The 14,631-nt window shown below is 75.0% G+C and carries 8 protein-coding genes; 3 read left to right on the forward strand and 5 right to left on the reverse strand.

What is annotated here, in order from left to right:
- Positions 1-117: 117 nt before the first annotated feature.
- Positions 118-3,657, reverse strand: a complete 3,540-nt coding sequence (gene mfd / locus ABD385_RS34535) for a transcription-repair coupling factor (RefSeq protein WP_344583392.1) — start codon at positions 3,655-3,657, stop codon at positions 118-120.
- Positions 3,658-3,974: 317 nt separating this feature from the next.
- Between mfd and ABD385_RS34540 the strand changes: the two genes are divergently transcribed.
- A complete protein-coding gene (locus ABD385_RS34540) occupies positions 3,975-5,705 on the forward strand; it encodes an MFS transporter (protein ID WP_425585543.1) in 1,731 nt (576 codons plus the stop codon).
- Positions 5,706-5,759: 54 nt separating this feature from the next.
- Here ABD385_RS34540 and ABD385_RS34545 read toward each other — a convergent pair whose 3' ends face one another.
- The 3 genes from ABD385_RS34545 to ABD385_RS34555 form a co-directional block, all read right to left on the reverse strand.
- On the reverse strand, positions 5,760-6,806 hold the full coding sequence (locus tag ABD385_RS34545) for a coiled-coil domain-containing protein (protein WP_425585544.1): 1,047 nt from the start codon (positions 6,804-6,806) through the stop codon (positions 5,760-5,762).
- 666 nt (positions 6,807-7,472) lie between these two features.
- Positions 7,473-10,268, reverse strand: a complete 2,796-nt coding sequence (locus ABD385_RS34550) for an SUKH-4 family immunity protein (RefSeq protein ID WP_344583394.1) — start codon at positions 10,266-10,268, stop codon at positions 7,473-7,475.
- A gap of 5 nt (positions 10,269-10,273) precedes the next feature.
- Positions 10,274-11,281 carry an HNH endonuclease gene (locus tag ABD385_RS34555; RefSeq protein ID WP_344583395.1) on the reverse strand — a complete coding sequence of 336 codons (1,008 nt, stop codon included), beginning with the start codon at positions 11,279-11,281 and terminating at the stop codon, positions 10,274-10,276.
- A gap of 434 nt (positions 11,282-11,715) precedes the next feature.
- On the opposite strand from ABD385_RS34555, the gene ABD385_RS34560 reads away from it, so the two are divergent.
- The gene (locus ABD385_RS34560; protein ID WP_344583397.1) at positions 11,716-12,249 is read left to right on the forward strand and encodes a YwqJ-related putative deaminase; all 534 of its coding nucleotides are present in this window, start codon (positions 11,716-11,718) and stop codon (positions 12,247-12,249) included.
- Positions 12,250-12,257: 8 nt separating this feature from the next.
- Positions 12,258-12,818 (forward strand): SUKH-3 domain-containing protein, encoded by a 561-nt coding sequence (locus ABD385_RS34565; protein WP_344583398.1) that lies wholly within the window; start codon positions 12,258-12,260, stop codon positions 12,816-12,818.
- Between the two features lie 11 nt (positions 12,819-12,829).
- Here ABD385_RS34565 and ABD385_RS34570 read toward each other — a convergent pair whose 3' ends face one another.
- A complete protein-coding gene (locus ABD385_RS34570) occupies positions 12,830-14,299 on the reverse strand; it encodes a sensor histidine kinase (protein ID WP_344583399.1) in 1,470 nt (489 codons plus the stop codon).
- Positions 14,300-14,631 lie beyond the last annotated feature (332 nt).

Consider the following 14,631-nt stretch of genomic DNA (forward strand, 5'->3'; position numbering starts at 1 on the left):
TGCACAACGCCCCCGCAGGCCCGACCCCGGCACCACCCACCAACCGACGCCCCCACCCGAACCCACCCCCGCCGAAGGCGAAACCGCACCCCCACGGCCGAGAAAACCAACCGCAGATCAGCCCAAGATCGTCGTGAGGAACTCGCCGACCCACGCCAGCAGTTCCCGCCCCACCACCGGCTTGCCGCCGATCCGGCCGGTCGTCGGGCGCGGGACCAGGATCTGCCGGGTGGCCGGCTTGAGGACCGTCCGGGGATGCAGCCGCTTGAGGCGCAGCTCCTGGGACTCCCGCAGCTCCACCGGCCCGAAGCGGATGTTGGAGCCCTGGAGGGTGATGTCGCTGACGCCGCAGGCGCGGGCCAGCATCCGCAGGCCGGCGACCAGGAGGAGGTTCTCCACCGGCTCGGGCAGCTTGCCGTAGCGGTCGGTGAGTTCCTCGCGGACCGCCGCGACGTCCTCCTCGGAGGTGGCCGAGGCGATCGCCCGGTACGCCTGGAGCCGCAGCTGCTCGCCCGGCGCGTAGTCGTGCGGCACGTGCGCGTCCACCGGGAGTTCGATCTTGACCTCCAGCGGCGGCTGCTCCTCCTCGCCGCCCTCCAAGGACGCGCGGTAGTCGGCGACCGCCTCGCCGACCATCCGGACGTACAGGTCGAAGCCGACGCCCGCGATGTGGCCGGACTGCTCGCCGCCGAGGAGGTTGCCCGCACCGCGGATCTCCAGGTCCTTCATGGCGACGTACATGCCGGCGCCCATCTCGGTGTGCTGGGCGATGGTCGCCAACCGCTCGTGCGCGGTCTCGGTGAGCGGCTTCTCCGGCGGGTAGAGGAAGTAGGCGTAGCCGCGCTCCCGACCACGACCGACCCGGCCGCGCAGCTGGTGCAGCTGGCTGAGGCCGAAGTTGTCGCCGCGCTCGACGATCAGGGTGTTGGCGTTGGAGATGTCGATGCCGGACTCCACGATCGTGGTGGAGACCAGGACGTCGAACTTCTTCTCCCAGAAGTCGACGACGACCTGCTCCAGCTGCGTCTCCCCCATCTGGCCGTGGGCGGTCTGGACGCGGGCCTCGGGCACGATCTCCCGGAGCCGGGCCGCCGCCCGGTCGATGGACTCGACGCGGTTGTGGATGTAGAAGACCTGGCCCTCGCGGAGCAGTTCACGGCGGATCGCAGCGCCGATCTGCTTCTGCTCGTAGGGGCCGACGAAGGTCAGGACCGGGTGCCGCTCCTCGGGCGGCGTGGTGATCGTCGACATCTCCCGGATGCCGGTGACCGCCATTTCGAGGGTCCGTGGGATCGGCGTCGCGGACATCGTCAGCACGTCGACGTTGGCCCGGAGCTTCTTCAGCTGCTCCTTGTGCTCGACGCCGAACCGCTGCTCCTCGTCGACGATGACCAGGCCCAGGTCCTTGAACTTGGTCTCGGACGAGAACAGCCGGTGGGTGCCGATGACGATGTCCACCGCGCCCTCCCGCAGCCCCTGGAGGACCGCCTTGGCCTCGGTGTCCGTCTGGAACCTCGACAGTGCCCGGACGTTGACCGGGAACTGGCCGTAGCGCTCGGTGAAGGTGCCGAAGTGCTGCTGCACGAGGAGGGTGGTGGGGACCAGCACCGCCACCTGCTTGCCGTCCTGGACGGCCTTGAAGGCGGCCCGGACCGCGATCTCGGTCTTGCCGTAGCCGACGTCGCCGCAGATCAGCCGGTCCATCGGGACCGACTTCTCCATGTCCTCCTTGACCTCGGCGATGGTGGTGAGCTGGTCGGGCGTCTCCACGTACGGGAAGGCGTCCTCCAGCTCGCGCTGCCAGGGCGTGTCCGTGCCGAAGGCGTGCCCGGGGGCCGCCATCCGGGCGGAGTACAGCTTGATCAGGTCGGCGGCGATCTCCTTGACGGCCTTCTTGGCGCGCGCCTTGGTCTTCGTCCAGTCCGCGCCGCCGAGCCGGTGCAGCGTCGGCGCCTCGCCCCCCACGTACTTGGTGACCTGCTCCAACTGGTCGGTGGGGATGTACAGCCGGTCCCCGGGCTGGCCGCGCTTGGCCGGCGCGTACTCCACGAGGAGGTACTCGCGGGTGGCGCCCTGGACGGTGCGCTGCACCATCTCGATGTACCGGCCCACGCCGTGCTGCTCGTGGACGATGAAGTCACCGGCCTGGAGGGTGAGCGGGTCGATCTGCTTGCGGCGGCGGGCCGGCATCCGGGCGGCGTCCTTGCCGGCGGCCTTCTGCCCGGACAGGTCCGTCTCCGTCAGCACCGCGACCTTCAGGCCGGGGTCGACGAAGCCGTTGTCGATCGATCCGCACGCCACGTGCACCACCGACGGCGCGATCTCGCCGAGGTCGGCCTCCAGGCGCGCGGCGATGCCCTCGCCGCCCAGCACCTCGACGGTGCGGGCCGCCGGACCGTGGCCCTCGGTGACGAACACCGTCCGCCAGCCGTCCGCCAGCCACTGCTTGGTGTCGGCCAGCGCCCGCTGGGTGTCGCCGCGGTACGTCTCGGGGGCGTGCATGCCCAACGTGAGGGTGTCCCCGTCGGCCTCCGCCTCGTCGGCCGCGAACGGCGACACCGACCACCACATCATGCCCAGTTCACGGGCCCGGTCCCGGACGTCCGCGATGCCCCACAGGGACGCCGCGCCCACGTCGATCGGGGCCGCGCCGCCCCCGGCGCTGGCCGCCCAGGACGCCTGGAGGAACTCCTGGCTCGTCGCCACCAGGTCGGCCGCGCGGGTCCGGACCCGCTCCGGGTCGCAGACCACCGCCATGCTGCCCTTCGGCAACACGTCCAGCAGCAGCTCCATGTCGTCGACCAGCACCGGGGCCAGCGACTCCATGCCCTCGACGGCGATCCCCTCGGCGATCTTGCCCAGCAGTTCGCCCAGCTCCGGGTGTTGCTCGGCGAGGTCCGCGGCCCGTGCCCGCACCTCGTCGGTCAGCAGCAGCTCGCGGCACGGCGGCGCCCACAGCCCGTGCTCGGCCACCTCCAGGGACCGCTGGTCGGCGACCTTGAAGTACCGGATCTCCTCGACGTCGTCGCCCCAGAACTCCACCCGCAGCGGGTGCTCCTCGGTCGGCGGGAAGACGTCCAGGATGCCGCCGCGGACCGCGAACTCGCCGCGCTTCTCGACGAGTTCGACGCGCGCGTAGGCGGCCGCCGCCAGGCCGTCGACGACCGCTTCGAGATCGGCCGTCCGGCCCGTCCGCAGACTCACGGGCACCAGCTCGCCCAGCCCCTTGACCTGCGGCTGGAGCACGGAACGGATCGGCGCGACCACCACCGACACCGGGCCGGCCGTCGGGTCGTCGGCGCTCGGGTGGGCCAGCCGGCGGAGCACCGCCAGGCGCCGGCCGACGGTGTCCGAGCGCGGCGAGAGCCGCTCGTGCGGCAGCGTCTCCCAGGACGGGAACTCCACGACGGAGTTCTCCTCGCCGGCCGGCATCAGCGAGCGCAGCGCGGCGGCCAGGTCCTCGGCCTCCCGGCCCGTGGCGGTCACCGCCAGCACCGGGCGGCCGGTGCGCCGCGCCAGCGCCGCCACCGCGAACGGGCGGGCGGCCGGCGGCCCGACCAGGTCGACGTGCGGCCGGTGCCCGTCGGCCGCGGCCTTGACCGCTTCGGTAAGCGCCGGGTCCCGTACGACGGCGTCGAGCAGACCACTCAGGCTCATGAAAAGGTTCCGTCCCAGCGAGGCGAACAACGCGACCGGTCCGCCACCCCTCGACGGCGCCGGCGGGCGCACACGGACCAGGGCTGACCACCTTACGCCGGCCCGCCGACAACCGGCCGCCGCGACGGCCGGCGCCGCCGTCCACGCTGCGAGAAACCCCATTCCGCCCGGCCACCGCGCGTGCAAGGGTGTCCAGCGGAATCGTGCCGACTACACGTATGCCCACCGCACGGACCCCGGTCGCCCGGGCACCGGCCGCGCGGGGCGGGGCGCACACCGGGTCGGTCACGCCGCAGCAGGGCAGGAGGGGGGCCACGGTGAGCCGCACCACCGAGGACAGTCACGGCACGGGCCGCAACGGCATCGGGAACCAGCCACCCGACGGGCCGGCCGCCGCCCGCCGCGGCCCGGTCGTCGCCGCCCTGATGCTCGGCATGGCGCTGGCCGCCCTCGACTCGACGATCATCGCCACCGCCGTCCCGCAGATCGTCGGCGACCTCGGCGGCTTCGCCGTCTTCTCCTGGCTCTTCTCCGGCTACCTGCTCGCCGTCACCGTCACCCTCCCCGTCTACGGCAAGCTCTCCGACACCTACGGCCGCAAGCCGATCCTGCTCACCGGCATCGTGCTGTTCCTCATCGGCTCCCTGGCCTGCGCCGGCGCCTGGAACATGGGCTCGCTGATCGCCTTCCGCGTCCTCCAGGGGCTGGGCGGCGGCGCCCTCCAAGGCACCGTCCAGACCATCGCCGCCGACCTCTACCCGATGAAGGAACGCCCCAAGATCCAGGCCAGGCTCTCCAGCGTCTGGGCCACCTCGGCGGTGGCCGGCCCCGCGCTGGGCGGCCTGCTCACCACCTACGGCGACTGGCGCTGGATCTTCCTGGTCAACCTGCCCGTCGGGGCGGTCGCCCTCTGGCTGATCGTCCGCCACTTCCACGACGTCCACCGCGACCGGCCGACCGCCGGCACCCGCACCCGCACCCGCGTCGACTGGCCCGGCGCGCTCGCCGTCTTCGCCGCCGGCGGCCTGCTGCTCACCGCCCTCGTCCAGGGCGGCACCGCCTGGCCGTGGCTCTCCCCGCCGTCCCTCCTGCTGTTCGCCGGCAGCGCCGTGGCCACCCTCGCCACCGTCCTGATCGAACGCCGCGCCGCCGAACCGATCATTCCCGGCTGGGTCTGGCGCCGCCGCACCATCTCCGCCGTCAACGTCGCGCTGGGCGCCCTGGGGCTGCTGATGGTCGCCCCGACGGTCTTCCTGCCCACCTACGCCCAGGCCGTCCTCGGCCTCGGCCCGATCGCCGCCGGCTTCGTGCTCTCCGTGATGACCCTGAGCTGGCCGATATCCGCCGCCTTCAGCAGCCGCGTCTACAACCGCATCGGCATCCGCAGCTGCGCCCTCCTCGGCATCGGCGGCGCCGCCCTCGTCCTGCTCGCCTTCCCCCTGCTCCCCTATCCCGGCGCCGCCTGGCAGCCCGCCCTGCTCATGCTCACCCTGGGGGCCACGCTCGGCCTCTTCCAACTCCCGCTGATCATCGGCGTCCAGTCCTCCGTCGGCTACGCCGAACGCGGCACCGCCACCGCCTCGATCCTCTTCTGCCGCCAGGTCGGCCAGTCCCTCGGCGCGGCCCTCTTCGGCGCCGTCGCCAACGCGACCCTCAACGACCGCCTCACCCACGCCCCGGCGGCCATCCGCGCCGGCCTCCCGCACGACCTGGACGCCGTCTCCCGCGCCCTGCAACACGCCGGCACGCTCGCCGCCGGCACCGCCGACTACCTCCGGCGGGCCGTCGCCACCACCGTCGAGCACGTCTACCTCGGCGCCGCGGCCGCCGCCGCCCTCGCCTTCCTCAGCGTCCTGGTGTTGGCCCCGCGCCGCTTCCCCGTCCACCCGGACGCCCAGCCGACGCCTCCCGCCGAGACCGCGCCCGACGCCACCGCTGCCGGCACGACCGGCGACGCGGTCACCTCGGGGGGCGTTGCCGCCGGGGACGCCCGCCCCCTCGGGGACACCGGCAGGAACGACGGCGCGAGCACCCCGTCCGCCGGCTGACGGCGGCGGCCCGCCCGCCCACGGAGCCACGGGGCACGGCCGCCGACCGGTGCCCTAGCGCCGGCCCTGGCCGCCCCGGTCCGCCCGCGGCAGCTCCGTCTCCCGGGTCTCCTGGGCGTCCGGCTCCCGCTCCGGCTCCGCGGCCGCACCCGTAGTCGTACCCGCACCCGTGCTCGTCCCGGGCGCCGGCGACCCGGCGCCCGCCCCCGCACCGGAGAACTGCGCCGGGTCCTTCCCCGTCAACGCCGCCAGGCTGTTCCGCACGTGCGTCATGTGCACCCGGACCTCCTCGCGCGCCTCGTCGTGCTCCCGCACGACCCGCTCGGTCGTCCGCTCGATCCGCTCCAGCTCGACCTTGGCCTGCGCCAGCAGCTCCGCCGCCCGTGCGTCGGCGTCCTCCAGCCGGTGCCGCGCGGACTCCTCGGTCTCCGCCGTCAGGCGCCGCCGCTCGGCCATCACCGCTTCCCCGTGGGCGTCCAACTCGGCGACCCGCTGGTCCATCTCGTTCTCCAGCCGCGCCAGCTCCCGCTCCAGGGCGTCCCACTCCTCGGTGTGCCGGGCCTCCTGGTCCTTCAGCAGCCGCTCGGTGCGCCGCCGGGTCTCGGCCAGTTCCTCCGCCGCCTCGGCCCGCGCCTGCTCGGCCTCCTGGCCGGCCTCCGTCACGAGCTCCGCCGCCTCGTCGGTCGCGGCCTTCTCGGTGTGGCGCGCGTCCTCCGCGGCCTCCGCACGCAGCCGCTGCGCCGCCTCGTCCGCCGCGTCCTGGACCTGCTGCGCGTACTCGGCCGTGTCGTCGTGCGCCCGCTCCGCGTCCGCCTCCGCCCCGGTCAGCAGCCGCACCGCCTCGGACTCCGCGGTCGTCAGGATCAGCCGCGCCTGCTCACCGAGGGACTCGTACGTCTGCTCCGGCAACTGGGCGACGTAGCCCTGCAGTTCGTCGAGTTCGGCTTCCATCTCGTTGGCCAGGACCGTCAGCCGGGCGGCACGCTCCCAGCAGGAATCGCGGTCGATCGAGAGCCCCTCGACGCGCCGGTCCACGTCCTCCGGCCGATAGCCGCGCCCTCGTACGGTCTCGAACCCGTGAGGCGAAACCGAAGTACTCATCCCTCAAGCCCCTCTCCGCTGCGCACAGCAGTGGCGCGAACCCGCAAGCTTCCGCACAGTCCGGCGCACATCTTTCTGGATCGGCCCGAAGCGGCCTCATCACGACACTCCGCCCATTCCTTCCCACAAGGATGCGCCATTTGCCACCAGAAGCCGGAATTGGATCTTCGCCCGCCAGGGGGTTTCGCCACCTCCCACGTTGCCGAGGCGTCCCGCGCGCCACGGCGCCACCCCTGCGTCGCCCCTGCGTCGCCCCGCTTCCGTCAGCCGTCCGGGCATTCCGGGGGGCTCCGGCGACTCGGGGAACTCAGGGAACTCGGGGGCTCGTCAGGGCGAGTTCGCCGTCACGGCGCACGGCCTGAACGGTGGGGGCCGGGAGGGGTCGAGGGCGCACCCCTGCGGGCCGGGCCGGCGGCCTGCGCGGCCCGGGTGGCCGGTTGACGGTCGGGCCGGCGGCACCCGGATCGCCGTCGCCCGAACGGCGGCGCGGGCGTCGGAAGCACGGACGCCGGCTTGCCCTGTGGGGTACCGGCACCGGCGCGGGCGGGGCCGCCTCAACCGCCCGCGGCGCATCATCACGCACGGCACGCGGCATAACGGCGCGGCGCGGCTACGGACGGCCCGTGCAACCGCTCCGGGCTCCGCAACCGCGCCGCGCGCCGCCGCCTACAACAAGCCGTCCCACATCTGTTCCAGCAGGACCGACCACCACGTCTCCGGGGACCCCAGCGCCGGCGGGTCCAACGCCACCAGCTGCGCCTGGAAGTCCACCGTCCAACGGCCGGCCTGGTCGGGCGTCAGCCCGTACCGCAGGCGCCACATCCGCCCCAGCATCGCCAGGCACCGCACGAACTCCGGCAGCCCGCTGTTCACGAACTGCGGCGCGACGGGCTGCCCGCCGGGTCCTGCCTCCAACGGGACGGCCACGATGTTCGCGGTCCCGTACTGGACGCACAGCTGGCGCCCGAAGTCGTTGCCCATCACCAGGTACGAACCGGCGTCCGGCGACGGCTGCACCCGTCGTTCCATCGCCAGCTCCGCCAGCGTCGGCACCGGCCGCCCCGGCTGCGCCTGCGCCCAGAAGAACGGCCCGAAGTCGACCGGCAACCCGGCCCAGACCAGGGTCTGCGCGACGACGTCCGGCACGCCCTGCCGGGAGACCGCCCGCTGGTCGAAGCGGAAGACCCCCTGCGGCCCGAACGCCTGCTCCAGTTCGTGCCCGATCGCCTGCGGCGGCGCCGGCGGCACCGGCTGCACCTGCGACGGGTGCGGCAACGGCGCCCGCACCGGCGCGGGCCGCGCCGGCCCGTCGGCGACCTGGTGCAGCTCGCCCTGGTGCTCGACCAGGTGCCGGACGCCCTGCTGCCGCGACGCGTGGTCCTTGCCGTACGCGGCGGTGTGGCTGATCCGGACCTGCGGCCAGGTCTCCCGGATCATCCGGGCGCAGTAGCCACCGGGCAGATCACAGCACTCCAGCTCGGTGTGGAGCTCCACCACCTGCTGCGGCGGGACGTTCAGCGCGCGCAGCTCGTGCAGCAGTTGCCACTCCGGGTGCGGCGTGCCCGGCGCCGAGCGGCGCACGATCTTCTGCTCGCTGCCGTCCGGGGCGCGGTAGCTCAGGACGGCCATGTAGCCGGGGCCGACGGTCGGCTGACCGCTGGGCGCCGGCGGGTAGCCGTACGCTCCGGGCGCGCCCTGCCCGCCCGGAGCCCCCTGGCCGCCGGGGCCCGGCACTCCAGGACCCGGCACCCCGGGCGGACCGGGCTGCGGACCGGGCGGCGCCGGCGGGGCCATCGGCGGAGCCGGCGGCATGCCGGGGCCGGCGGCGGGCGGCCCGCCCGGGCCGGCGGACAGTGCGGCGCCGTCCGCGAGCATCGTCGCCGCGGCGTGCACCCCACCGCCACCGCCGGCACCGGCCAGCGGAGCGGGCGGCGGCGGAGGCGGCGGGGGCGGACCGTCCTGGCCGCTGGGCACCGTGCCGCCGGACTTGCCGGACGCTCCCACGGGCTTCGGCGCGCCCAACGGGCCGGGCGGCGGCGGGGGCGGCAAGCCGGGACCGCCGGCACCGCCGGGCCCACCAGGACCACCGGCAGCGCCCGGACCGGGCGCGGGCGCCTGCAGGGCCGCGCCGTCCGCGAGCATCGTCGCCGCGGCGTGCACCCCGCCCCCGCGACCACCCGCGCCGGAACCCTCGGCACCGGAACCGCCGGAACCGCCGGAGCCGTCGGCACCGGCCGCGCCACCCGGGCCGTCGACCGCGCTCAAGTCCATTGCGGACGCGTCCAGTTGGGACACCAGTTGAGTCGGCACGTAACCGCCGGCCGGCGCACCGGTCGCGCCCGGGGCAGCCGGGCCGTCACCGGGACGCCCGTCCGTCTCCTGGGCCCCGCCGGTGGCAGCCGCCCCGGACGTCCCGTCGGCGTGCGGGGGCGGCTCCAAGCCGGGCGGCGGCGGCACGTCGGCGATCGGCGTGCCGGTCGGCGGCGGCAGGTCGCGCAGGGCGGCCGGCGTCGTGGAGGGCGCGGGCGGGGCCGGTGGGGCGGGCGGCATCGGCGGCGGCGCGGACGGCATCGGCGGCAGTCCACCGGCGCCGCCGGGGCCGGTCCGGCCGGGCACGTCGGGCGCCGGCGGGGGCAGCGCGGGCGAGAGCTTCGTACGCGGCAACTGGCTGCCGCCGTGCAGCAGTTCGGTCTTCGCGTCGGGCCGCACCCGCGGCGTCGACGGGGTGTCCTCGTCGTCGGAGCCGGCGAGCGGCGGCGCGAACACCGTCTGCGGCGGCGCCACCGAACGGTCCTCGCCGCCCCCGCCCGCGGTGGTGTCGGCGGCGGCCCACGAGGTGTCGTCCCCCGTGGCCGCCCCGGACGCAGACGGCGCGGAGGTCGGGGCGGGGGAAGGGGAAGGGGAAGCCGGGGGCGCGGCCGGCGACGGGGCGTCGGCGGGCTCCGGCCCCGCGTTCACGTTGACGTCGGCCCAGGCGTCCGCGGCCACCTCCGCGTCCGCGGCCGTGCCCACCGCTCCCGTGCCCGCGGAGTCCCCGTCCGCCGCGGCCCCGGACTGCGTCCCGCCGTCGGCCGGCTTCCGGCCGCCGATCCCGATCGCGTCGGCCGCCTCCTGCAACCACTCCGGCGGTGTCAGCAGGAACGACGTGGCCTCCAGGTCGATCCGCTGCGGGGGCTCGGCCGCGCCGTACCCGGCCTCCGCCGCCGCGCCGTACTCCTCCTCGTAGCGGCGGATCACCTCGCCCACCGGCAACCCCGGCCACAGCGTGGTCTCCCCGCTGTCCCGGGCGATCACCAGTCGGCTGCGGCCGCCGTCGGCGACCGGGCCGCCGTCGCGGTCCTCCGCCCACGCCACGAAGCCGAGCGCGAACTCCCGCACCCGCACCTCGCGGTGGAACTCCGACGCCACCTCGCCGTTCACCCACTGCTCGGCGCGCTCCTGCGCCTGTGCGAACGTCACCACTGTGCTCAGCCCTCCACCGGTACGGCGTACGCGAATCCGCCGTCCACCATCAGGTTCGCCACCGTCTCCAGCTCCGGCGGGTTGCCCGCCAGCCGCAGGAGGAAGTCGTCGAAGTCCGCACCGCACGGCAGCATCAGCCGCTCCACCCGTTCCTGCACCGACCACCCGTCCTGATCGCGGGCGTCGTCGTACGGGCAGAACCACACCGAGCCGAGCGCCTCGCCGCGGACCTTCACCGCGATCACCCCGCCCTGGGCGAACGCCACGCCCAGGTAGTCCTTGGTGAAGTGGTCGCGCAGGCACTTGTTGACGTAGACGAGGTCGTTGACCGCGGCGTCGTCCAGCACCGTGAAGAACGGCTGGTCGACCAGGAGCCCCAGTTCCGCGTCGAGGGCCGCGCCCACCGGGGCGCAGCCGCCGGCCGCCTTCAGGAACGACCGGTACGCGCCGGGCAGCCGGTAGCCCAGCGCCTCCTCGGCCTGGACCAGCTGCTCCTCGCCCACCGACAGTTCCCGCCGCGGCAGTCCGAAGTGCACCGGACGCGTCTCCTGGAGGGGCCGCGTCCCGCGCTTGTCGTGCGCCACCGTCGTCGTCGCCAGCCCCGCGTGGTGCCGCAGCAACGCCTTCACCTCGACCGGGACCAGTTCCATCCGCCGGGTCCCCGCCACGTGGTGCCAGGTCCAGCCGTGCGGGGTGGCCACCGCCGGCACGTCTATCCACAGTTCGTGGCCCTGTGCGTGCAGCGCCGCGTTCGCCGACACGAAGTCCGTCAGCCGCAGCTCGTCGACGCCGAAGCCCTCCGGCGGCTCGGCGATCTCCGCGGCGGCCCGGGCGTACGGCGAGAAGTCCGGGAAGCCGTTCCCGTCCATCCGCACCCCGGCCGGATGGCGCGCGGCGCGCACCGGATCCGGGAAATGCACGACCTGCCCGGCGTAGGCCGAGTTCGGTGGCACGGGACGTCCTTGGGCCTGGAGGCCGGGATGCGCCCCCAGCCCTTGCCGACCTGTCGTCATCGCGGTTGCCCCCTGGCTGAAGCTGGCTTTGGGGCACAGCCTATGTGGTGCCGCAACACCCTCCACCGCCCCCGTCCCGCCCTCTCCCCCGTCGCCGGACCGGCCGCTCGGCGGCGCCGTCGGGCGGTGGCGTGCCCGGGCGCGCCCCGCCCGCGTCCGTGCGGTGCCGCCCGGTGCCCGGCGCCGCGCCACATCCGGTCCCCGCGACGCACCCGCACCACGCGTCAGCCCCACGACACACCCGCGTCACCCTCCGCCCCGCACCCCCGGGCGCCGCCCGCCGGCACCCCGCCGACCAGCCTCGTTACCGGACATCCGACGGACCGTCACACGCCAGTGACATCCCCGACAGCGCGTCCGACTACCGCAACACCCAGCACCTTTGGCAATCTGACCTCCGCAACCGGGGGGATTGCAGGGAGGGAAGCACGACCATGAGCACCACCGCACACCACACGACCACCGCGGGCGACCCCCGCGCGGCCGGCGACCCCCGCATCGGCTGGAGCGGCACCGCCGACGCCGACCGCGCGCCCGACCTCCACCACCGCCGCGACGGCATCCTCCCCACCGTCGCCGCCGCCTTGTCGGTACGCGGACAAACCCTGACCTGCACGGCGAGCAAGGCGGAGCAGCCCCCGACCCTGCACCCGCTCGTACAGGACTTCCTGGACACCCTCACCACCGCGCAGCGCGAGCGCTTCACCGGCCGCTGCCCGGAAGCGGTCCTCCTCTCCCGCCACCTGACCGCCGTCGAGAGCAACCGCGGCAAGCGCGCCTCCCGCAAGCCCCTCACCAACGGCGAAGCCCGCCGCTCCCTGAAACACTCCAAGATCACCGCACGTCACATCCGCGAGGACGGCGATCCCCAGCACGGCAGCTACGCACCCCCCTGCCGCTCCTGCGACGCGCTCCTCGCCCACTTCGGCGTCATGCCCATCGGGGCCACGACGCCCCAAGGGAGCTGACCGCCACCATGCCGCCCACCCCCGCGCCGCACACCCCGGCCCACGAGGACCCCGGGTCGACCCGCTTCCCCGCCGCCGTCGACATCGCCCTGCACAACGCCGGCTGGGAACCCGGCCGCTGGGACATACAACAGGCCGAACGCTGGGCCGACGCCCTGCGCACGCACGCCTCGCCCGGCGGCCACCGCCACACGGTCTTCCCGGCCGCCGTCGAGGCCTGGGCCGAGTTCGGGGGGCTGTGCATCGCCGGTCCGGGCCCCGGCCGCCACATCGCGCCGACCCCCTTCGTCATCGACCCGCTGCTCGGCCGCCACCTCGCGCGGACCCTCGGCGACCTCGGCCGCGCCCTGGACACCGACGTCGCCCCGCTCGGGCAGGAGCAGTTCCCGGACACCAAGGCGACCCGCGGCACCACGTACCCGCAGGCCACCCTCGCCATCGACACCGAGGGGCGGATCTACAGCCTCGACCACACCGGCGACTGGTACCTCGGGCACGACCTCGACCAGGCCCTCGGCACCCTCATCCTCGGTACCCGCCCCAGCCGCCTCACCGTCTCCGGCGACTGACGGCCGCGGCCTCAGCCCGCCGCGCCCGCGGCCCGTACCTGGGCCACCGGCACCACGGCCGACACCCGGAACCCGCCGGCGTCGGTCGGGCCGGACACGAAGGCGCCGCCCAGGGCCGCCACCCGCTCCCGCATCCCCAGCAGGCCGTTGCCGCCGCTCGGCAGCCCGGCGTCGGTCGCGCCCCGCTCCGACGGGCCGTTCTCCACCTGCACCGCGACCTCCCCGCTCCGGTGCGCCAGGCGCACCCGCGCCCGGGCCCCGGGCGCGTGCTTGTGCACGTTGGTGAGCGCCTCCTGCACCACCCGGTACACGGTCTGCTCCACCCGCGCCGCGTACCGGCGCCCGTGGACGTCCGCCGCGGGGGACTCGGCCGCTTCCTCCGCGCCGTCCTGCACCGAGAACTCCACCGCCATCCCGGCCGCCCGGGACTGCTCGACCAGTTCCCCCAGCTCCGTCAGGCACGGCCCGTCGCCGTCCGGTTCCGCGCCGCCCGCCGGCGCCCCGGCCGAGCCCGCGAGCGCGTCCGTCGGCGCCCGCCCGGATTCCGTCGACGGCCCCTCCGCGGTCTTGCGCGACACCCGTGACGCCACGGCCGCCAGGCGCTCCGGCTCGTCCGAAGCCGCCGGGCCCCGCACCGCGGCCCCCTCCGCCGTGCGCAGCACCCCCAGCATCTCCCGCAGTTCGGTCAGCGCCTGGCGCCCCATGTCCCCGACCAGGGCGGCGTTCCGCGACGCCTTCTCCGGGTCCTTCAGGGCCACCGCCTGCAACGCCGCCGCGTGCACCACCATCAGGCTCACCCGGTGCGCCACGACGTCGTGCATCTCCCGGGCGATCCGGGTCCGTTCCTCGTTGCGGGCCCACTCGGCCCGTTCCTCGGCCCGGTCCGCCAGCAGCGACAGCTCCCGTTCCAGGCCGTCCGCCCGCTCGCGCAGGCTCTCCACCAGCCGCCGCCGCGCGCCGACGTAGAGCCCCCACAGCACCGGCGGGGCGGTCAGCACCAGGCCCACCGCGAGCGCCATCACGATCACGAACCAGGACGGCGGGTGGAAGTCCGGCGCCGCCGCCACGTCCTGCCGCATGCTGAAGAAGGTCGTCACCACGGTGCCGACCACGGTCATCCCGGCCAGCAGCCCTATGATCCGCCGCGGCACGTCCGACGCCGCGAGCGTGTACAGGCCCACGACGCTCAGCAGGCCGCCCATCTCCGTGGGCATCACCGCGATCGAGGTCAGCACCACCGCGACCGGCCAGCGCCGGCGCACCAGCAGCATCGACCCGGCCACCAGGCCGAACAGCACCCCGGCCAGCGTCGGGATCCCCGACGAGTGCGCGAACGGGATGCCCTCGCCCATGCACTCCACCATGGACGCCAACGCGAGCAGCACGTCCAGTACGGCGCTGCGCCGTCGTGTCCACCACCAGGGACCGCCCCCCGGTCTGCCTCGCGCGGCCACGCTCTCACTTGCCCCCGATGCGGTCATACCGACCAGCGTACGGGCGCCGGCCCGCCTTCCCCCGGTCTCCTCCCGGCCCGTTACCGCGCCTCACGTTCGGTGAGCGCGCGGACCGCCGGGCCGCACGTTTCCCCTTCGCGCGGGCACGGCGTTCCGCGGCCCGCTCCCCTTCGCGCGGGCACGGCGTTCTGCGGCCCGCCCCGACCGGCCGGCCCCGCGCCCATGCCCCCGGCGGCGCCCCGTCGTTCGGGTTTCGCGCGGTAGTGATCCATACCGTCGCGTCGAAGGCCGGTGGTACGGCATAGTGTTGGGTGTCGAGCGGCCAGCCTGACGGAATGTCCGGTTTAGCTTGCTTTGCA

The sequence above is a fragment of the Streptomyces lunalinharesii genome (genome assembly GCF_039532155.1).
In the GTDB taxonomy this organism is placed as follows: Bacteria; Actinomycetota; Actinomycetes; order Streptomycetales; family Streptomycetaceae; genus Streptomyces; species Streptomyces lunalinharesii.

Coding starts and splice junctions, on each gene's coding strand:
- mfd (WP_344583392.1), bottom strand. CDS start 3,657: ATGAGCCTGAGTGGTCTGCTCGACGCCGTCGTACGGGACCCGGCGCTT.
- ABD385_RS34565 (WP_344583398.1), top strand. CDS start 12,258: ATGCCGCCCACCCCCGCGCCGCACACCCCGGCCCACGAGGACCCCGGG.
- ABD385_RS34545 (WP_425585544.1), bottom strand. CDS start 6,806: ATGAGTACTTCGGTTTCGCCTCACGGGTTCGAGACCGTACGAGGGCGC.
- ABD385_RS34560 (WP_344583397.1), top strand. CDS start 11,716: ATGAGCACCACCGCACACCACACGACCACCGCGGGCGACCCCCGCGCG.
- ABD385_RS34555 (WP_344583395.1), bottom strand. CDS start 11,281: ATGACGACAGGTCGGCAAGGGCTGGGGGCGCATCCCGGCCTCCAGGCC.
- ABD385_RS34570 (WP_344583399.1), bottom strand. CDS start 14,299: ATGACCGCATCGGGGGCAAGTGAGAGCGTGGCCGCGCGAGGCAGACCG.